Origin of the sequence: Butyrivibrio sp. VCD2006, assembly GCF_000423925.1 — a bacterium.
Taxonomy (GTDB): Bacteria; Bacillota; Clostridia; order Lachnospirales; family Lachnospiraceae; genus Butyrivibrio.
This window is the reverse complement of record NZ_AUIX01000021.1, coordinates 66,533-86,945: the sequence shown is the minus strand read 5'-3', so window position 1 is coordinate 86,945 and position 20,413 is coordinate 66,533. Positions and strand designations below refer to the sequence as shown.

The following is a 20,413-nucleotide window of genomic DNA, read 5'->3' as shown; positions in this document are numbered from 1 at the left end:
GGAGATCAATTATGAACAAAAAAACAGTTTTATTGACAATACAAGCCGTTTTATGTGCTCTGACCGCAGCAGTACTGATCGGCTCTGACCTTTCAATTTATCTGACAGGTCTCAGGGCTCGCGCAGAAAATCCCATGGCGAACATATACACGGTAGAAGCAATTACCTCTAAAGCTGTTTTTGTGTTACCCGTTTTCCTTGCAGCAATAGCAGTAACAATTATAAATGCAGTGCTTGGAATACGGGACGATAGTCAGGATAAAATAGTAACCGGTATCGATATCGGGAAAAATGTGGCTGACGAAAGAACAAAAGAGTCGGTTAGCAGGGTTAGACTTGTTGTCCTTGTACTTGCCATAGTTTTCATCGTTATCGGTATCTTCAACGGTAGCATGGGTGATGTTTTTATTAAAGCATCCAAGATATGTACGGAGTGTATTGGCCTTGGATAATAATATTTCTTCAACAAGAATTTCCTGGTGGGAAGCTCACAAGCCCACAAAACGCAGAATCATTCAACTTTATAGTGCTCTTCTTTATAATGCACATTTACGGGGATTTGCAGAGGGCAAAATTTTTACAGGGAAGTCTAAAGCAATATGTGTTCCCGGCTTTAACTGCTACTCATGCCCGGGCGCTATAGGTGCCTGTCCGCTTGGGTCTATACAAAATGCCCTGGGTTCACTGAATAAACATATCGGCTTCTATGTGCTTGGTGTCATCCTTTTATATGGAATGCTGCTTGGCAGAACTATCTGCGGGTGGATCTGCCCTCTTGGAATGATCCAGGAGCTCCTTCATAAGATTCCTACTCCAAAACTGAAAAAGAGCCGTTTTACCAGGACCCTCAGTTATCTAAAATATATTATCATAGTTATTTTTGTGGTAGCGATCCCAGTGTATTATGGAATTTTCCAGGGTATACCGGTTCCCGGATTCTGTAAGTATATATGCCCCGCCGGAACCTTTGAAGGAGCTATGGGGATGATTCCCAAAAACCTATCCTTCCTGTCCATGCTTGGGCCCATTTTTACACAAAAATTCATAATCATGGTAATAATCGGCCTTGCATGTATATTCTGCTACAGATCCTTCTGCCGGTTCTTGTGTCCGCTTGGAGCAATTTACGGAATGTTCAATAAGCTGGCTGTAATAGGTGTAAAAATTGACACTGACCGTTGTAATAACTGCGGTGTCTGCGTGAGATTCTGTAAAATGGATGTAAAAACCGTAGGTGACCATGAGTGCATTCACTGCGCACAGTGCGTGGCCCGTTGTCATCAGGGCGCACTATCCATGAAGGCAGGAAAGTTCACTTTGATACAGCCTTCCAAGGAAGAGTTTGTGAATGCGGAAGAAGTTAAAAAATTCAAGAAAATTGGACCCGTCTTCTGCTTTATTGCAGCCCTTGCTCTGGTAGTTGCCCTTGTATGGACTAACTTCCTTGATCCCTCACTGAAGCCAAAGAGCGCTGCTCCTGCTCCGTCTTCGAATACTGAAGCCACTGTTTCAAACGAAGCAAATGACGAATCAGATGAGGATAAGGGCACCGAACTATCAAATAGTGACCAGGAAGCTGATAATAACGAAAATACTGAAACAGCTAAAAAGGACGACGATACAGATACCGCCTCAGATTCTACAGATGCAGAAGTTGATAACTCAGATGTTTCCGATGCGAATGCAGAAGCTGATATCTCAGAAGATACTGCTACAGAAATAGAAGAAAGCACTGCTCCTATCGGCTATGAAGTCGGTAACAAGCTTCAGGATTTCGAGGTGACATGCCTCGATGGAAGCAGCTTTAATCTTGCAGAAACAAGAGGCAAGGTCGTTTTCATAAATCTGTGGGCAACCTACTGCGGTCCCTGCGTAAAGGAGCTTCCTCATTTCAATGAGCTTTACCATGAGCATGAAGGTGATATAGCAATGCTTGCCGTACATGCAAATCTTACTACAGAGGATGTAAATGCTTATATCGCGGAAAAGGGCTGGGATATACCTTTCGTGATAGATGATGAAAATGAGACGATATTTGAAATAGTAAATGGGTCCCTCGCACTTCCTCAGACAATTGTTCTTAACCGAAAAGGAGAGGTAATATACAATCAGGTTGGTTCAATAACATCCGAGGTTTTGGAAGTGCTCTATAAACAGGCAGCAGAATAAAACAAATAAATAATACCGGAAAGGTTAAAAGAAAGGTCGCACGGTGGATATATCGTGCGACCTTTTGAATTCAGTTACATGCGAAACCTGATTTTCTACTCTATGTATTAACTTAATATGCAGATCCATAGAAGTTTGTATCTACCTGCCAGTCTTTCATTTGTCCGTCACTAACTGAGACACTTATAACCTTGCCATAATAGGAATCTCCTCGCTGATCTATAATCCTGGTAGCTATAGCATATTTGCCATTCTCAAGACTCTGATACTCTAAGTTTGTTTTCTTTGAGTATTTTATATCATCTCCTACCATGTAATAGGCTTCATCGGCTTCCATATCCATAATCTGATAGATTGGTGCAATGATTGCTCCCTCTTCCAGATCATAGCAGGATCTTGTATTAGCCTCACTTGAAAATACATCGCTTTCCGGCTTGATTCCCGTTATAAATATCTCGTCAGTATTCAGATCTCTTGTAAGGACGAGATATGCCTCCTCAGAATTGTAGTTAACATGTGCACGATACTGTGCATAATCCATTCCAATTCCTATAGGTTCAAGATAAAGCGGTATACCATCCATATGTATCCAGTAACCATCAAAGTTGCTGGCAAGATTTCCCTCATCGTCAAGATACACACCATACTCTGTACCTAAATTAATCAATTGATTATTACTCTCATCCACCAATGCAAAATCAACATTATAATCTACTATCAGCTCCTGAAGCTTTTCTGATATTGGAATAAGATAACCAACATCATCAAATTTAGGTTCTGCTGTAGCAAATGTCTTAAATTCATCCAGATTCAAAACTTCAGGCTTTTTATCTGTAAGAGTTTTAACATATGCTTCCAGTTTTTCATTAAGACATCCCGATTGCTTGTAGTAATATAGAGCAATAGTACTTCTGTCATCACAAACATTATTTAAATAATCCAGATACTTTAAAAGACCGTGAAAATTGTCTACCGAAAAAGGTATATAAACACTAATGCCCTCCGATTCTTCAAGCCACCCATTTTCCCTGTGGTAAAGTACTGTCTCTCCGACAAGGTCTTTTATTTTGCTGCACTCATCCGGATAATTATCGATCATGTAATCAACATAATTACCAATATCACATAGATTATAGCTATTATATGCATCCATGGCATAACATGTAGCTCTCTCGGCACATCTTTCTATATCAACAAGGACTCCGGGATTATCCAGTGAATCTAAAAGCTGAACCTTTGCCAGATCACAGTATGCTTTATATAGCTCTTCTGCCTTTCTTGCATCTATGACTGAAAATGTAACTTGATTGTATAAATATGAATATGAAAGATTGTCAACCATGTAGAAATCTGTGTATGCATCTGCAATTGCTCTTCCAACCTTTGCAGGGCTCATAGTCGGATCTTCCGTCATTGCTTTAAGGAACGGTCCATAATCCCAGCCATCTCCTGGCTCAACTTCTTCACTTACACAATAATAGTCCGCAAAACCATAAAGATAATGTGTAACATCCAGATTACTCATAAGGCAGGCATCACATCCTATGATGTCAAATGCCGGGTTATTTATATTCGGAAGATAGACGTTTCTTAGTGCACTACGCATCTCCCTCAGGGACATAAAACCGTCAAATATTGAATCATGTCCATATCCGAAGGGTCCTCCTCCATGATTCCACAATACCAGCATGCGGTGATCAGATTCATAGTTGTCTTTACAATACCTTAAAAAGCCGGTAAGTGTTTCCGGATCTCCACCATCCTGAGCAGGAAGATTATCCACCTCGTGAAAGTTTCCCTTATAGTACTCAAAGCGTTGTGTACGGTTAGGATTAACCATCTGGTTCTTCCAAAATTTTGCTCCTGTTGTTTGAACAACAATCTTAATGTTATCAGACCAGATTCCCGAAGTCATCTCGGAAATATCCTTAGTTGCGGCTCCGTAAAATTCATTTATTTCTTCACTATTATCGTCAGCATCCATTTTCTCCAGATACGGTTCAGGCTCATAATAAAATGCAGGAAAATCCAATCCCGATGCAGAAAGCTCTTCTTCATATTGCATAAGCATTTCATAGTTTTTCTCATATTTGGCTGCTTTATGCTCAGCAATGCTTTTTTCAGACATATAATCACATAAATCAGAAAGGGAATTTCTATTTCCATCCTCAAGGTTTGAACCGGTCATATAGATACATATAGTCCAGGTTTCATCCTTATCAATGGCAGGAAACTTATCTATCTTAGCTGCACCTTTCTTGTCAATAGGTGATAATTCATGTATGGCATCAGACGTCTCATCATCGGTTTCTTCAGTGCTATCCGATGATTCTTCCTTAGTCTCTTCCGATTGTTCTTCCTCAGTCTCTTCCGATTGTTCTTCCTCAGTCTTTTCTGCATGTACCAAGGTGGTAAATGTTCTCCCAAAAAGAGTGACAAAAACAAATGCAAGCAGCAATAACATACTAAGTAATCTTCCACGTAGCATGCGTATAGATCGGTTACACTCTTTATAACTTAATCTATGCATTTTCCTATTCTCCTTTCCGCTCAAAATACATCATAGCAAAGCAATCTTAGCACTCCGCTATAATAATTATATTTGGAAATGTGATAGTTCTACTATTAAACTACTATTAAATAACTATGAAAATACACTCAATTTTCTCTAATATAATACTGTTGCATTAACCGGAGACGGATCTTGGAATCGTGTTATATTTAATAGTTTTTTATGATTCGGGAAAGAATTCCTATGGTAAAATAACATTAATCTAAATTATTGATTATATATATCAATATTGTTATTTGTTATGAGGAGGACACACTATGAAGACAATTTACAAACGTCTGCTAACCACCGTTCTTGTCTTTGCGCTTGCAATATCATTTACACCTATCAGAACACTTGCAGCTAAGGATAACGATAATGACAAGGGCAAAAAAGAGAAAGTTGAATATGGAACTGTGGTAAAGGCTAATTCCGGTACTATATCCACTATTATGTATCCGGGAGCAAAAGCCAAGAAAGCGTCCTTTAAAATCACATCAGAAAAGGGTGACAGATATATCGATACCAATAATAACAATAAGGAATACGATTGTTATGAAGTAACAATTACCCTGAACAAGTCGAAGCTTTCAAGCAAAGATATAAATAAATCTCTTTATGACTACAGAAAGAAAAAGGGTACACTTCAGGATTATGCAATAATCATGATTGATAAAGATGGCAAGAGCGCTAAAGGTATTAAGGTAGACGGTGGTATTAATGAATATCTTTCATCCGCACCTCAACAGCTTAAGGCAAAAGATGGAAAGAAAACCAATTATTTTGGCGGTTGGCGTAAAATAGTAGTATATACCTTCAGGATTATGGTGCCTGAAAATAGCAAGGGTGTATACGTTGGTGTTGCAGGACTTAGAAACGGGCAACTTACAAAGGATACAAAAAAGCAATATCAGTCCGATAAGATCAACTTCTATAAAGCCGGTTATGGAAATAACAACCGAGGCTATTGCTATGTAAAGAGAATAAATTAGAATACCGGTTAGAAATACGGGGCTGTCGCACTAATTTAGTGCGCAGCCCTTTTTGACGCCCAGCCCCCTCAGGCATCCGGACAGAAATGCTTGTGTTCGTCTGCGGTGTGATTTTCTAAAACTCATTAAGCATCAAATGCCTCATTTCGACGTTGCTCAGAGAAATCGGCATTTGATGCTTTCTTCGTTTTGAAAAATCATCATCCTCGTCCGAGATCTGCACATTTCTGTCCGGATGCCTGAGAATGCTGGTCTGTCAGTAAATAGCTCCACATAACACAAAAACCAGACTACGAAAAGCCTGGTCTTTGCTGTAAAATATATTTATGCTACTAAATAAAATCTTACAAGGAAATTATAGCCTTTCTTCCTTAAATCATCAAATAAAACTTCCGCTCGACATAGACCTATCAGTAGCAGATGACGATCCGGTACGCCTGGTAAGCGCATTCGTGGAGGAGATGGACCTTTCTGATCTTTATGCAACATATGAAAGAATCAGAAAAGGCCAGGCAACGCCCCGTCATATGATGAAGATAGCAGTCTATGCAGCAATGAACAGAATCTTCTCATCTCGAGACATAGAAACCTCATGCAAGCGTGATATCAATTTCATGTACCTTCTTGAAGGCTTGCCCGCACCGGACCATTCAACCATTGCAAGGTTTATTTCCCTGCATCTGTCACAGTGTTCAAAACAGGTGATGGCTCAGGTTGGAACAATCCTTCTTGATCTTGGTGAAATCTCTGGGGAGAACATCTTCATCGATGGCACAAAGATTGAATCCGTGGCGAATAAATATACTTTTGTCTGGAAAAAAGCAGTTTCAAAAAACATGGCAAAACTGGCGGAGAAGATATGCCTCTTCTGCGCAGAGTGCGAGGAACTTTATGGCCTGAAGATTGTCTATGATGACCAGATATCACTTCATACATTAAAAAGACTCAAAAAGAAACTTTACAAGATTAAGAATGATGAAGGAATAGAGTTTGTCTATGGCTCCGGAAAGAGAAAAACTGTTCTTCAAAGGTCTGTCGAAACACTTGAAGAATACATAAAGAAACTCAAGGATTACACATATAAGCTGTACAAGTGTGGAAATCGTAACAGTTATTCAAAAACAGATCCGGATGCAACCTTTATGCGCATGAAAGAAGATGCCATGCTGAACGGACAGCTTAAACCTGCTTATAATCTCCAGCATGGTGTCGATGCCGAGTATGTCACCTGGCTTGATATATATCCAAATCCCACAGATACTCTGACACTCATTCCGTTTCTCAATGACATGGAAAAACATCTGCCGTTTAAGTACAAGAACATCGTGGCTGATGCCGGTTACGAAAGTGAAGAGAATTATGTTTTTGTCGAGGAAAATGACCAGACAGCATACATAAAACCTCAGAATTATGAACTTTCAAAAACAAGGAAATTTAAAAATGACATCAGCAGACGTGAAAACATGGATTATGACAGTGAGGATGATGCTTATGTTTGCAGGAATGGCAAAGAATTAAAGGCAATCTTTACCCGTAGCGAAAAAACAGCAAGTGGCTATTCAAGAAGTGTCACTACGTATGAATGTGATAGCTGCAAGGAATGCCCGTACAAGAAAGATTGCATTAAAGGAAACAACTGCAAGACACCATTTGAAGACAGGAACAAAAGGCTTTACGTTTCGAGAAAGCTTGAAGAAAAGCGTAGTGAATGCCTTAAGCGGATAACCAGCGAATTCGGCACGCAGCTCAGAATGAACCGAAGCATTCAGGCGGAGGGTTCATTTGCAAATGTAAAAGAAGACATGAACTTCAGAAGATATTTGTATAAGGGAACGAAGAATGTTCTTGCACAAAGCGTGTTGCTTGCAATCGGATTCGATATCAATAAACTGCATCACAAGATCATGGCCGGCCGAACAGGAACTCATCTTTTTGAGCTAAAGAAAACAGCATAATTTTTGCTCCTTCAAAATCAAACTCCTGTATATGATCCGAAGATATCTTCGGCCTATTAAGTTACTCTAAAAATATGATATATGAGCAGAAAGCAGATATAAGTACCGATTTTTGACCTGAAAAAGGGCTATCGCCCAGATGATTTAATCATCTAATGCGACAGCCCCATTTGCTTTCAATCAAAGAATATCTATATGCTCTCCGGAAAGAGCTTTGTTCATGCTTCTTACGGCACAGAACTTACCGCACATTGAGCAGGTATCATCAAATTCAGGAGCCCTGTCAGCTCTTATTGCCTTTGCTGTCTCTTTATCAATTGCACACTCCCACTGCTTATCCCAGTCAAAATTCTTTCTGGCGTCTGCCATCTCATTATCGATATCCATCGCATGGGGAATCTTCTTTGCAATATCAGCTGCATGAGCCGCTATCTTAGATGCGATAATTCCCTGTTTTACATCATCAACATTAGGAAGTGCAAGATGTTCAGCAGGAGTTACATAGCAAAGGAATGCTGCACCATTTGCACCTGCTATCGCACCACCTATTGCAGAAGTAATGTGGTCATATCCGGGAGCAATATCAGTAACCAAAGGTCCAAGTACATAGAAAGGTGCACCCATACATATAGTCTGCTGAATTTTCATATTGGCCGCAATCTGGTCCATAGGCATATGTCCCGGTCCCTCAACCATAACCTGAACATCCTTCTCCCACGCTCTCTTAGTGAGCTCGCCAAGTCTTACAAGCTCCTCTATCTGGCACACATCACTGGCATCGGCAAGGCATCCCGGTCTGCAGGCATCTCCCAAAGAAATAGTCACATCATACTCTCTGCAGATTTCAAGTATCTCATCATAATACTCATAAAAAGGATTCTCCTCACCTGTCATAGTCATCCATGCAAATACCAAAGACCCTCCTCTGGATACAATATTCATTTTTCTCTTGTGCTTTTTGATCTGCTCGATGGTCTTTCTTGTTATGCCGCAGTGGAGTGTTACAAAATCAACACCATCCTCCGCATGAAGTCTGACTACATCAATAAAGTCCTTTGCCGTGAGCTCAGAGAGGTCTCTTTGATAATGAATAACGCTGTCGTATACCGGAACTGTTCCAAGCATAACAGGACACTCCTCCACAAGCTTTTTTCTGAAGGGCTGAGTGTTTCCATGTGAAGAAAGATCCATGATAGCATCGGCTCCCATATTCACGGCAGCCATCACCTTTTCCATCTCTATGTTGTAATCCTTACAATCTCTTGAAACTCCAAGGTTTACGTTTATCTTGGTCTTAAGCATTGAACCAACGCCCTTTGCCTCAATGCATTTATGATTTTTGTTTGCGCAGATGGCAACCTGTCCCTTAGCAACAAGCTCCCTTATTTCCTCAGGTGTTCTGTACTCATCCTTTGCTACCTTCTCCATCTCGGGTGTAATGATTCCCTGTCTTGCTGCGTCCATCTGTGTTGAGTAATTTCTCATGTTTTAATCCCTTTCAACTAAACTTTTTTCATTTGTATTTTTGATATATGTCTATTTAAATTATTGATTTTTAGTGTTTGCCATTACTCTGTTTTGTCAGCTTCCCCGGCAGATACTCTATGCTCAAGAGGACCTCTCCCCTTACCTATATCAAGCCCTGATTCTATGCACTTTGTGAGATAATCCTTCGAAAGCTTCACTGACTCTTTTAGAGAAAATCCCTGTGCCAGATTACATGCTATCGCGCTTGATAATGTGCAGCCTGTTCCGTGGGTATTGGGGTTATCTATTTTTCCTGATGAAAACCATACAAAAGCTTCATCGGTATCTTTAGCTATTAAAAGGCAATCCTCGCACTTTTCACCACTAAATTCGCTATGACCTCCCTTAATGAGAACGCTGCAGCCACATTTATCTTTTAGAGCCTTTGCTGCTCTTTCGACATCCTCCTTAGAATTTATTGAAAATCCGGTGAGGATTTCTGCCTCCGGAATATTAGGAGTTATTAGCTTGCATAGCGGGAATATTTTTTCCGTCAAAAACTGCCTCGCATTATCAGCTGACAGCGATGTTCCCGATGTGGAACTTAGCACCGGGTCAAGGACAATATTACGGGGCTTATATTCCAAAAGTGCATCGCGCACAGCCTGCATAACTTCAATATCCGGCAGCATCCCGATTTTCACGGCATCAGGAAAGATGTCATCAAACACTGCCTGCAGCTGCTTTGAAACAAACTCATAAGGCACGGCAAATTTCCCAGTTACTCCCAATGTGTTCTGCGCGGTCAGAGCAGTTATAACGCTCATTCCATAAACGCCATGGGCCTCCATTGTCTTTAAGTCAGCCTGAATTCCGGCTCCTCCTGAAGGGTCACTTCCTGCAATCGATAAAACCTTTTTCATGTAGCCCTCCCTGTCTTTTTAAATGCCGCCGATTCCAAGCTGATCCATTTTTTCTATAAGTCCCTTTGTGGCTTCGTAAGAATCACCAGCCTTCATGATGGCGGATACCACACAGATCCCCGCAATGGGAACTCCCTTTAGTACATCAATATTTGTACTATTAAGACCGCCGATCGCGTTTGCAGGTATATGTACTGAATTGCATATATCCCTTAAGGTTTCAACCGGCGTAAGCACTGTTTTTACCTTTGTGGTTGTGGGATAAATTGCCCCCACGCCAAGATAGTCGGCATCCATTTCCTGTGCCCTCTTTGCCTGCTCTACTGTCTTTGCGGTAGCACCGATTATTTTCTTATCTCCAAGGATTTTCCTTGCAACATCTACAGGCATGTCACTCTGCCCAAGGTGAACTCCTTCTGCGTCCACTGCCATTGCGACATCAATTCTGTCATCAACAACAAGCGGCACGTTATAGCTCCTGCTGATATCATGTACCTTTCTTGCAAGCTCTACATATTCATAGGTGGTTCTTTCCTTCTCTCTTATCTGTAAAAAGCTGACGCCTCCCTTAAGTGCCTGCTCGATTTTAAACAGAAATACATCCTCCGGAAGATTTGTGCTATCCGTAACAAGGTAGAGCTTTAGCTGCTCCCTACTAACTCTTTTCATGAAATTACTCCTTTTCCCGGTTGTCATATTCTTTATGTCTGACGCCTTTATTTGACGTTCCTTCTTTCCTGCAACAGGTCGTCATTCATTAGCGAAATGTTATCCAAAAGTCTTATGAGGAATGTTCCGGAGCCGATCATGCCAATGTCAGTATGTCCTACATCCGGATTAGCTGCCATTTCACCGGCAATTCCAAGAACAGCACAGGCATCTGCCACAGTTTTGGCATCTCGCTTTTCCGAAAGAAGAGCCGCGCAGATTGCTCCAAGCATGCAGCCTGTTCCCGTTATCTTTGAGAGCTCGAGGCAGCCATTGTGCACAAAATAAGATTCTGATTTCTGTACAACCACATCAACCATTCCGCTGGCAAGTATTACTGCATTGTACTTTTCTGAAAGCTTTTTTGATACGTCACATATCACTTCCGTGCTGATACCTTCCTTTGCATCAACCCCCTCAGATTTATAGCCGTCATCATAAAGCGCCATGATTTCGGAATAGTTTCCCTTTATTACTAAAAATGTATTACTTCCTCTTTTTTCCAAAAGCCTTGAAATGAATTCCCTTCGAAGTGATGAGCAGGCTACTCCGACAGCATCGATAACTACCGGAATATCTTTTCTGACAGCCTCCTCAAAGGATATTTTCATCGCTTCCATTCTGCTGTCCGATATATTGCCCAGATTAATCAAGAGTGCATCTGCCGTCGCAGTTACCTCTTTTACTTCAAGGGGGTGCTCGGCCATGATTGGCCTTGCACCCAGTCCAAGTATCGTGTTTGCACACTGCATCATTGAAATGGGATTAGTTATGCAGTGTATAAGAGGACCACATCCTTGTTTTCTCATGCCGAAACCTCATCCTTTTGGTAGTCATCCTTAAGACTTTCCTGCATTCTCTTAAGTGCTCCGGACATCTCCAAGCGCTTCAGTAAAAGAAATGCTATGCTGCCTCCTATAAGGGTTCCCATGATAAATGAAGGCACATAGAAAAACCATGTGAGTCCTTCTTTTCCCCACAGATAAGTCATTACAGGATAGGATACGATAGCTCCTATAATTCCTGTTCCGATTATTTCGCCCAGAACAGCTGCAATTATTTTTCCCTTTGATATCTTGTAGAAGACACCTGAAAGTGTCGCACCGAAAACCGCGCCTGTGAGTGCAAGCGGCGGAATACCCATGATGGCCATTCTTATTATTCCTATAAGAACCGCACATAAAAGAGCGTAACCCGGCCCAAGAAAAACGGCACAGGTAATGTTGATAAGATGCGCCATGGGACACATTCCCTCAACCCTTAGGATTGGTGATATCACCACTCCCAGTGCTACAAACATCCCCAGTAGCACCATTCTTCGTAGATAGTTACTTTTTTTCATACCAAGCTCCTTTCGCAAGACGGGGAGCTCTGCTTCACACGCAAAAAAGGAAGCTACCTGATAAGGCAGCTTCCGCAAATATTCCATAATAAAAACTGGCGTCCCTACGTTGGCATTATCCAAATCAGGTTCTCGGTCGAAGGTCATACCTTCCTCTCAGCCTGTAATACAAGCTCCCGTCTTTTCAGTTGTCTTTACTTTTATACAACAGATTTCGCTTACGCGCAATATTATTTTTTATAAGCTTTTCTTTTATTTACGATTCCGAAGATCGTCAAACTGATGATTGTAATTGCATAAGGTATAGGTGATGCAAGGTTCGAATCAACTCCGATAGATGAGAACTTGATTCCAAGTGCCTGAGCAAATCCGAAAAGAATCGAACTTAGCATACCGCCAAAGCATTCTCCGCCGCCCATGGCCTGTGCCGCCAAAGCGATAAATCCTCGACCAGCTACCATATCAAGTGACCATCCCTGAGCATAGCTCATTGACATAAATGCTCCGCCAAAGCCGCTCATCAGTCCTGAAAATGCAATAGCAATGTACTTGATCTTCAAAACCGAAACACCTACGGAAGAAGCAGCTCCGGGATTTTCTCCCACCGCTCTTATATTGAGTCCGAGGCTTGTTTTATAAAGCATCAGGTAAGTCAGATAGCAGAAGATAAACGCAAGGTATGTAAGGAGGCTGTGTCCCGAAATAACTCTTCCGATAAAGGGAATACTGCTGATTATCGGAATATTTATCGAAGGTATCATAAGCTTTGATGTAACAAGTCCGGTAGTTGATGCAAGGGTATTTCCTTCGGTAATTCCGGTTATAACCTTACAAAGGAATAATGTTCCTCCTGAACCCATCATGTTTATGGCAATACCTACCAATATGATATCTGTCTTTAGCTTGAAGGCAAAAAAGCCCATAACAAGCGACATTACTACTCCCACAAAAAGTGCAAATATAAAGCCCCAAAACCAGTTCTGTGTATAGTAGCTTATAAGTGACCCGAACAATGCAGAGAACATCATAAGGCCTTCAAGACCGATGTTTGCAAAGCCGGCCTTTTCAACAACAATCGCTCCAAGCGTCGCATAAATAATTGGCGCTGAAATTCTGAATATTGAAAAGAAGAATTCAGGTGTGAGCATGTTAGCAATAAGATTAGCCATTTGCCGCACCTCCTTCCTTTGAAAGAGCTGCCTTTGCGGCAATCTCCTCCTGAGCTGTCTTTACAACAAGACTCTGCTTATATTTTGAAAGGAACTGCTCAGCTGCAAAGAACAGGAAAATAACTGCCTGAACTATGCTTATAAGCTGCATGGGAACGTTCGCATAAGTAGCCATCATATCGCAGCCCTTCTGAAGATATGCCATAAAAAAGGCTGCAAGCGGAACATAGTACGGGTTGTTTCCTGCAAGGATCGCAATGGTAATACCTGTCCATCCATAGCCCGGAAGGGAACTCCATGAGAATGTATTGTATCGACCAAGGACCTCTATTCCGCCACCGGCACCTGCGAGAAATCCTCCGATGACCTGAGAAATCACAATGATAAAACCAACCTTCATTCCTGAATATTTGGAGAAATCCTTATTAATACCAATCATTCTTATCTGATATCCCCACCTGGATCTATACATGAAAAGTCCGGTTATTATCACTGCAATAAGTGCAATAACAAAGCCCCATGTAAGCTTTGCGGAATTGATAACAGGATTATTTACAATTGAAGCTATTCTTGAAGAATTAAGAAAAGGATATGTCTGAATCTGTCCCTTTGTCTTATCAGCATAGTAGTTGTTCATCAGATATTTGATGATATACATGATTACATAGTTAAGCATCAGCGAGCATACCATCTCACTTACATCAAGCTTTACCTTAAGTATTGCAGGAACAAGCATTACCAGTGCTACTACAGCGCCGCCGATAACAACAGCCATAACAGCATGAAGCCCTGCAGGCATAGGATAATAGATTGCCACAACCGCAGAGACAAATGCGCCAAGCATTATACCACCCTCTGATCCAAGGTTAAACTGATTTGCTGAGAACATGACGCATACTGAAAGTCCGGTGAATATTGTAGGAATCATGGCAGATAAAATATCGGCCAGTCTTTTTCCTTCAAAGCTTACACCATTTGCATTAACTCTAAAGAGCGGACCAATAAGAAGCTGTTTTAATGCTTCTCCTGTCATTTTAAATTTTTCTCCAACAGAGCTTCCATCAGCACTAATGAAAATAAGAAGCATCGCAACTACAAGCGATATCAGAATTGCAAGGGCTGCTCTGACGATAGAAAATATCATCTCTCTTTTTTTAGTCATGGCAGACCCTCCTTATTTCCTCAGGGCTCATCTCCTTAAGTCCCAACATATACTCTCCCATTTCTTCGTCAGATAGTTTTTTCGTATCATCAAAATAGGCTACGATTTTTCCATTATGCATAACTATAAGACTATCCGAAAGCTCCATAACTTCAGCCAGATCAGCTGAGACAAGAAGTACTGCTATTCCGGAGCGCGACAGCTCCACAAGCTTTTTACGGATAAACTCAGTCGCACCTACATCGATACCTCTGGTAGGTTGATTAGCCAGAATAAGCTTGGGATTATTGCTGAATTCTCTGGCAACAACAACCTTCTGAATATTTCCTCCTGAAAGCATTCCCACCTGCTGCTCCGGAGATTTACATAATACCTTGTAATCCTCCACCAGCTTTTCGGACAGGTTGTGAATTGCCTTCATATCGAACAGAGGACCTTTGTTCAGATTTTTAGCATTGCAGCGGTCAGAAATAAAGTTCTCTTCTATCGTAGCATTCCCGGCGATTCCGTAGAGCATTCTATCCTCCGGAATCAGTGAAACTCCAAGTTCTCTTATTTCCTGCTGTCCCTTTGCAATAATAGGCTTTCCCTCAACTGTGGCAGTTCCTGCCATCGGTCTTGCAAAGCCAAAAAGCATATCAACAAGTTCCTTTTGTCCGTTTCCTTCTACACCTGCGATACCAAGAATCTCACCTTTCCTGACATCAAAGGAAACCTTGTCCAGCATCTTTTTATTCCACTCATTAAGGTATTCAAGATCACGCACGCTGAGTATTGTTTCCCCGGGCTTAGCCTCATCCTTTTGAACATTGAGGACAACATCTCTTCCGACCATGAGTCTTGAGATTTCTTCTTTTGTTACATCCTTGGTCTCATAAACACCCATGCTGCGACCGTTACGCATTATCGTTATACGATCCGTGATCTCTTTAATTTCGTTTAGCTTGTGAGAAATAAAGACTATTGTGTATCCCTGCTGTTTCAAGTGAGTGAGCTCTCTGAAAAGCTCCTCAGTTTCCTGGGCCGTAAGAACAGCTGTAGGCTCATCCAGGATCAGAATTTTCGCACCTCTGATAAGTGCCTTCAGAATTTCTACCTTCTGTTTCATTCCTACAGGAATGTCAGCAACTCTCATCTCGGGGTCAACATGAAGATTGTACTTCTCCGCATTTTCTTTGGTTATCTCAATGGCCTTAGCTTTATCAATAAAGATTCCTTTTCTCGGAGCCATGCCAAGAACCATATTCTCAGCAACCGAAAGGGAGGGTACCAACATAAAGTGCTGATGAACCATTCCTATTCCCTTTGAAATAGCTACAGACGGTGATGAAAGAACCGTGGGCTCTCCGTTTATGACTATTTCACCGGAAGTAGGCTGTTCCATACCGAAAAGCATCTTCATCAGCGTAGATTTTCCTGCGCCGTTTTCCCCCATAAGAGCATGAATCTCACCAAGTTTAAGATTGAAATCCACTCCCTGGTTAGCAGCTACTCCATTAGAATACACCTTTTCGATTTTTTTCATCTGAACGACATATTCTTCTGCCATCTGATCATTCCTTCCCAAACATAAAGATGTCAGGGCAAAAGAATCTGTAAAAATCCTTTAGCCCTAACACCTGTTAAGTTCTATGTGTTTTTTTTATATTATGGCTGAACAGCCTTCTTAAGCTCGTCAACCTTTCCGCTTGTGTCACCGATAGCTGAATCAACCTTGATAGCACCGCTGAGGATATCGGCCTGAGCCTTCTCTACAGCTGCCTTGGTCTCATCGTTTGCATACTTGTCAAAATTCTTGTCAGTAACAATACCAACACCACCTTCAGCAATACCAAGGTTTACTTCTGTTCCCCAGTGTGTTCTTCCGGCATCCCACTCATCAATGAGCCATACAAGTGAGTTACCTACATTCTTAAGTCCTGAAGTAAGTGTAAGCGCAGCAAGGTCAGGTGAGAATGTAAGCTCCTGATCGGAATCAACACCGATGAACCATGCTTTTCCTGTCTCAAGCGCTGCCTCAGCTGCACCATTTCCTGCATTACCTGCAACACCCCAAATGATGTCACAGTTGTTGTCGTTGATCATTGAAAGACCATACTCTTTAGCAATAGCTGTATCAACATAATCGTTTGTGTAACGAACATCAACCTTAACATCAGGATTAACTGACTGAGCACCCTCAATAAAGCCAATGAGGAAGTCGTTGATAACCGGTGAATCAACACCACCAACGAAACCGATGTTGGACTGGTCATTCATTTTGTCGATTGAAGTATCAGCAGTCATGTTAGCAGCAAATACACCAATAAGATAACCCATCTCATTCTGACGGTATGTCAGGTTAACAACGTTAGGGCTCTGTCCGCTATAGGTATCATCATCAAAGATTGCATATTTCTGATCCGGATAGTTTGCAGCTGTTTCCTTAAGATAATCAGGCATCTGGTAGGTTCCGCAAATGATAAGGTCATATGTACCTTCTGCTGAAACATCATCGAGAGTAGATGCCCAACGAGGCTGATCCTCTTCAGCTCCACCCATCTCAATTGTAGTAACATTTGCTCTTCCTTCTGCCTTAAGCTGATCCAGACCACTCTGAGCTGAATCAAAGAAAGACTTATCACCAAGGTTGCCGTTTACAAGATAGACGATGTTGTAAACCTTGCCCTCTCCGGTTGCTTCAGCCTTTTCCTCAGCTGAATCTGTTGCTGCTTCAGTAGTCTCAGCTGTCTCGGTCTGAGTCTGCTCAGCGGTATCAGCAGGTGCATCAGTAACAGCAGGCTGTCCTCCGCAAGCTGACAGTGAAGCTGCCATAATAAGTCCCATTGCCAATGCAGTGAATTTTTTCATTTTTTAATCTCCTCTCTTATCGTCACAGCATTTAGTTCTCTATCCAATATTGTACATAAAGTTTTTTGAAAATAAAGATTATATTTCATTATTTAATAGTAATTTTAAAAATTATTTTCAAATCATCATTTTTTTAAAGAAGTTTAAGCAATTCATCTCTGTCAACAGCTGCCATAAGCTGTCTGACCTTATCATATTTTTCCTTGTACTCCCCCGGTATTTTATAACCTGAAAGCATACTCATGATTCCATCTGCCGTATCAAAATCAAAAGCCTCCAGAAGTTCCTTCATATCCGAAAATGCACCTTCAATTTCATCAGGAGAAATCTCGGGAAGCTCCTCATCATTTGACTCAGGATTTATTGCCGCCAGTTTTTCGTTATAGCTTCTAAAAAGTTCAAGAAGCTGCGGCGTCTTTTCCATGATCTCGTTTTCATCCTCAGCGTTGCCGCTATCCTCAAGGTGCGCAGCCATCTCTGATAATTCCATGGCTCCGATAAGCCTTGCAGAGCTCTTAAGAGCATGAACATTCACGGTATAATTCCTGTAGTCTTTTTCTTTTGCGAATTTCTCAATACTGTCCGCCTTAGGATCAATTGAGATAAGGAATTCTTTTACAACTTCCTTTAAGAGTTCGGTGCTTCCGCAGTTTTTCTCTGCCATGGCAAGATCTATTCCCTGCAGTTTACTAAGAAGCTCCAAGTCACTTTCTTTACCGTCTTTCTTGCCGCCCTCTCCGTCATCTGCTTCAGAAGCTTCACTAGCATAGGCTTCGCCGGTTGTAATGAATACCTTCTCGGGAGGAAGATATTCAATAAGCATCTTCTCTAAAAGCTCGCCGTTAAGAGGCTTAGCAAGGTAATCCATAAAGCCGCGAGAGATATACTCTTCCCTTGCACCTTCTCCGGCATTGGCAGTAAGTGCTATGCATGGAGCATCCAAAGATAAATTATCCGGCATATCCTTTAGAGCTTCCAGGGTCTCTATACCATCCATCTCAGGCATTCTGTGGTCGATAAAAATCACATCATATTTCTTTTTCTTCACCATCTCCAAAGTTTCAAATCCGCTTTCCGCTGTATCGATCTGAATCTTTGTAAGCTTCAAAAAGCCTTTGACTACAGTGAGATTTATGGGCGTATCATCAACCACGAGGATCTGAGCATCAGGCGCTGTAAAGCTCTCATGATAACTCTTCTGACTTCCAAGAAACTCCTTGTATTTTTCCTTAAAATCCCCAAGCTCTTCCCAGCTTGCAACCTGCTGCTTTACTTCGAATGAAAAGTCCGATCCCTCTCCATAGACACTCTTTACTTCAAGTCTGGAATCCATAAGAGAAAGGAGCTTTTTTACTATACTCATTCCAAGGCCTGTTCCTTCGATGGAACGATTGCGAGCCTCTTCTATTCTTTCAAAAGGAGAGTACAGCTTTTCAAGATCTTCTTCCTTTATTCCTATTCCGGTGTCTATAACCTGGAACCTCAAGTAAATACTGTCTTCGTCGGCCTTTCGATAGGTGACGTTAAGAGTGATGCTGCCCTCCTCAGTATACTTAACGGCATTGGAAAGAACGTTTGTCGCGCACTGCTTAATCCTTATCTCATCTCCGATAAGTTTTGTCGGAAGCGTGCTGTCTATATTCATCTTAAGTTCTATTCCCTTGTCTTTTGCTTTTACAGCGATGACATTTACGAGGTCATTTATAGTTGAACTCAGGTGATACTCCACAGGCAGGATCTCCATTTTTCCGGCTTCTATCTTTGAAAAATCGAGAATGTCATTGATGATTCCCAGAAGGGAATTGCCGGCACTTTTTACACTGCTTGCATATTCCAGTATCTGGTCCTCATGACTCTCGCGAAGTATCATCTCATTAAGACCAAGAACGGCATTGATGGGAGTCCTTATCTCATGGGACATATTTGAAAGGAAAGCTGATTTTGCCTCCGAGGATTGCTTTGCAACCTCAAGCTCTTTTTCAAGCTCATACTCCTCGTTTATATGATTTATGTAATTCTCGATCGCCAGAACCGTTTCCTTAATTGATTCATGAACAACGCGTATTTCATCGTTAGTCTTAATTTTTATCTGACTTGCCTTGCGGCCTACTTCAATTTTTTTATCATCATCCGCTTCGGCATATTCCTTCATAAAATCAGATATATTACCAAGAGGTGTTCCTATTGTAACCTTTATAAAAAAGTTTGCGATTCCGGCCATAGGTACACCTGCACAGAGCACAAGAATCAGCATCTTAAGATCGTAGCTTACAGCTTTTGCATTTAAACTGTATTGAACATTTTCAAATCGATGCGCAAGCTCCTCCTCGGTCATATTTCCACCAATATCCTTAAGCACTTCTCCCTTATGCATGGCACCTACAAACATTTCTCTGGTGTCCGGGAAAAGAACAATCATAAATATGGCCACAAAAATTCCGAGCATTACTTCAACAGCTATTATGATTGCACTTATCTTGACACTTATTCTTGTTTTCCTAAGTCCCCTCTGAAAATCCTTATCTTCCTTGTAAAATCCTGTATATGCTACAGCTATAGGGAAAGGATATTTCCAGTGTTCCGGGGCCTTTGTAAAGTATAAGTACAATAGGAATGCCATAATGATAATCCCGACGGATTCTCTGATAAGGAAATCACCATAATTCTTCAAAACCTCAAATTCATAATCACTTGACCCAATTATGGCAAGACAAGCAAACTCAGTAATAGATGTGAGTAGCAAAGTAAGAGTGGCAACCAGTGCTGTTTTCTTTAAGGAACTGAACCAGTGATACTGTCCAAAAAGAGCAAAGCAAAGCATTGCAACAAGATAGATTGACATTGTATATGCTCTGTCCATGTTGTAAAACAGCGTAATACAAAAGGAAATAAGAAAAACAATCAAAGAAATCAGATAACCATATAATCCAGCTATAAGCAGAAAGGGCCATATAAAGAAAGCTATGCCGAATGTTCCGAGATCAAAATACATATATTCGCCATACACAGCTGTAATTATGCAGAGCGACGCTAACGTGATCAGGACGATTACACCAATAATAATAACCGCAATCACCGTAGATTTTTTATATTTATCCACTCCGAATCCCAGCATAGCTCGGCCC

The 20,413-nt window shown here is 41.3% G+C and carries 15 protein-coding genes and 1 riboswitch; of the genes, 4 read left to right on the top strand and 11 right to left on the bottom strand.

Annotation, left to right across the window (positions count from 1 at the left end; all coding sequences use genetic code 11):
* The first annotated feature begins 11 nt into the window (after nt 1–11).
* Nucleotides 12–452, top strand: coding sequence for a CD1871A family CXXC motif-containing protein (locus G586_RS26955; RefSeq protein WP_035772876.1), 441 nt, complete (start codon nt 12–14; stop codon nt 450–452).
* Nucleotides 445–2,169, top strand: coding sequence for a redoxin family protein (locus G586_RS25590; protein WP_242831997.1), 1,725 nt, complete (start codon nt 445–447; stop codon nt 2,167–2,169). The genes G586_RS26955 and G586_RS25590 overlap by 8 nt, the downstream gene beginning before the upstream one ends.
* 112 nt (nt 2,170–2,281) lie before the next feature.
* Here G586_RS25590 and G586_RS0109275 read toward each other — a convergent pair whose 3' ends face one another.
* Nucleotides 2,282–4,699 carry a clostripain-related cysteine peptidase gene (locus G586_RS0109275; protein ID WP_081674301.1) on the bottom strand — a complete coding sequence of 806 codons (2,418 nt, stop codon included), beginning with the start codon at nt 4,697–4,699 and terminating at the stop codon, nt 2,282–2,284.
* Nucleotides 4,700–4,998: 299 nt separating this feature from the next.
* Here G586_RS0109275 and G586_RS0109270 point away from each other — a divergent pair, with 299 nt between their 5' ends.
* Nucleotides 4,999–5,712 carry a hypothetical protein gene (locus G586_RS0109270; RefSeq protein ID WP_026527544.1) on the top strand — a complete coding sequence of 238 codons (714 nt, stop codon included), beginning with the start codon at nt 4,999–5,001 and terminating at the stop codon, nt 5,710–5,712.
* A gap of 326 nt (nt 5,713–6,038) precedes the next feature.
* Nucleotides 6,039–7,667, top strand: a complete 1,629-nt coding sequence (locus G586_RS0109265) for an IS1182 family transposase (RefSeq protein ID WP_026527543.1) — start codon at nt 6,039–6,041, stop codon at nt 7,665–7,667.
* Between the two features lie 180 nt (nt 7,668–7,847).
* On the opposite strand, the gene thiC is transcribed toward G586_RS0109265, so the two are convergent.
* The 10 genes from thiC to G586_RS0109215 form a co-directional block, all read right to left on the bottom strand.
* Nucleotides 7,848–9,152, bottom strand: coding sequence for a phosphomethylpyrimidine synthase ThiC (gene thiC / locus G586_RS0109260; protein ID WP_026527542.1), 1,305 nt, complete (start codon nt 9,150–9,152; stop codon nt 7,848–7,850).
* 83 nt (nt 9,153–9,235) lie between these two features.
* Entirely contained in the window at nt 9,236–10,057 is an 822-nt protein-coding gene (gene thiD / locus G586_RS22340; protein WP_035772874.1) for a bifunctional hydroxymethylpyrimidine kinase/phosphomethylpyrimidine kinase, read from the bottom strand.
* A gap of 18 nt (nt 10,058–10,075) precedes the next feature.
* Nucleotides 10,076–10,726 carry a thiamine phosphate synthase gene (thiE, locus tag G586_RS0109250; RefSeq protein ID WP_026527541.1) on the bottom strand — a complete coding sequence of 217 codons (651 nt, stop codon included), beginning with the start codon at nt 10,724–10,726 and terminating at the stop codon, nt 10,076–10,078.
* 47 nt (nt 10,727–10,773) lie between these two features.
* Nucleotides 10,774–11,574: a hydroxyethylthiazole kinase gene (gene thiM / locus G586_RS0109245; RefSeq protein ID WP_026527540.1), complete on the bottom strand. Its 801-nt coding sequence runs from the start codon at nt 11,572–11,574 to the stop codon at nt 10,774–10,776.
* Nucleotides 11,571–12,107, bottom strand: a complete 537-nt coding sequence (thiW, locus tag G586_RS0109240; protein WP_026527539.1) for an energy coupling factor transporter S component ThiW — start codon at nt 12,105–12,107, stop codon at nt 11,571–11,573. The genes thiM and thiW overlap by 4 nt, the downstream gene beginning before the upstream one ends.
* Nucleotides 12,108–12,191: 84 nt before the next feature.
* Nucleotides 12,192–12,294: riboswitch (TPP riboswitch) on the bottom strand.
* A gap of 43 nt (nt 12,295–12,337) precedes the next feature.
* Nucleotides 12,338–13,276, bottom strand: coding sequence for an ABC transporter permease (locus G586_RS0109235; protein WP_035772872.1), 939 nt, complete (start codon nt 13,274–13,276; stop codon nt 12,338–12,340).
* Nucleotides 13,269–14,438, bottom strand: coding sequence for an ABC transporter permease (locus tag G586_RS0109230; RefSeq protein ID WP_026527537.1), 1,170 nt, complete (start codon nt 14,436–14,438; stop codon nt 13,269–13,271). Before G586_RS0109230 ends, G586_RS0109235 begins: the two co-directional genes overlap by 8 nt.
* Entirely contained in the window at nt 14,431–15,987 is a 1,557-nt protein-coding gene (locus G586_RS0109225; RefSeq protein WP_026527536.1) for an ABC transporter ATP-binding protein, read from the bottom strand. The genes G586_RS0109230 and G586_RS0109225 overlap by 8 nt, the downstream gene beginning before the upstream one ends.
* Before the next feature lie 98 nt (nt 15,988–16,085).
* The gene (locus G586_RS0109220) at nt 16,086–17,288 is read right to left on the bottom strand and encodes a BMP family ABC transporter substrate-binding protein (RefSeq protein ID WP_026527535.1); all 1,203 of its coding nucleotides are present in this window, start codon (nt 17,286–17,288) and stop codon (nt 16,086–16,088) included.
* Nucleotides 17,289–17,421: 133 nt separating this feature from the next.
* Nucleotides 17,422–20,403, bottom strand: coding sequence for an ATP-binding protein (locus tag G586_RS0109215; protein ID WP_026527534.1), 2,982 nt, complete (start codon nt 20,401–20,403; stop codon nt 17,422–17,424).
* Nucleotides 20,404–20,413 lie beyond the last annotated feature (10 nt).

Coding starts and splice junctions, on each gene's coding strand:
- G586_RS0109225 (WP_026527536.1), bottom strand. CDS start 15,987: ATGGCAGAAGAATATGTCGTTCAGATGAAAAAAATCGAAAAGGTGTAT.
- thiC (WP_026527542.1), bottom strand. CDS start 9,152: ATGAGAAATTACTCAACACAGATGGACGCAGCAAGACAGGGAATCATT.
- thiW (WP_026527539.1), bottom strand. CDS start 12,107: ATGAAAAAAAGTAACTATCTACGAAGAATGGTGCTACTGGGGATGTTT.
- thiD (WP_035772874.1), bottom strand. CDS start 10,057: ATGAAAAAGGTTTTATCGATTGCAGGAAGTGACCCTTCAGGAGGAGCC.
- thiE (WP_026527541.1), bottom strand. CDS start 10,726: ATGAAAAGAGTTAGTAGGGAGCAGCTAAAGCTCTACCTTGTTACGGAT.
- G586_RS0109220 (WP_026527535.1), bottom strand. CDS start 17,288: ATGAAAAAATTCACTGCATTGGCAATGGGACTTATTATGGCAGCTTCA.
- G586_RS0109275 (WP_081674301.1), bottom strand. CDS start 4,699: ATGCATAGATTAAGTTATAAAGAGTGTAACCGATCTATACGCATGCTA.
- G586_RS0109270 (WP_026527544.1), top strand. CDS start 4,999: ATGAAGACAATTTACAAACGTCTGCTAACCACCGTTCTTGTCTTTGCG.
- G586_RS0109265 (WP_026527543.1), top strand. CDS start 6,039: ATGCTACTAAATAAAATCTTACAAGGAAATTATAGCCTTTCTTCCTTA.
- G586_RS0109230 (WP_026527537.1), bottom strand. CDS start 14,438: ATGACTAAAAAAAGAGAGATGATATTTTCTATCGTCAGAGCAGCCCTT.
- G586_RS0109215 (WP_026527534.1), bottom strand. CDS start 20,403: ATGCTGGGATTCGGAGTGGATAAATATAAAAAATCTACGGTGATTGCG.
- G586_RS0109235 (WP_035772872.1), bottom strand. CDS start 13,276: ATGGCTAATCTTATTGCTAACATGCTCACACCTGAATTCTTCTTTTCA.
- thiM (WP_026527540.1), bottom strand. CDS start 11,574: ATGAGAAAACAAGGATGTGGTCCTCTTATACACTGCATAACTAATCCC.
- G586_RS26955 (WP_035772876.1), top strand. CDS start 12: ATGAACAAAAAAACAGTTTTATTGACAATACAAGCCGTTTTATGTGCT.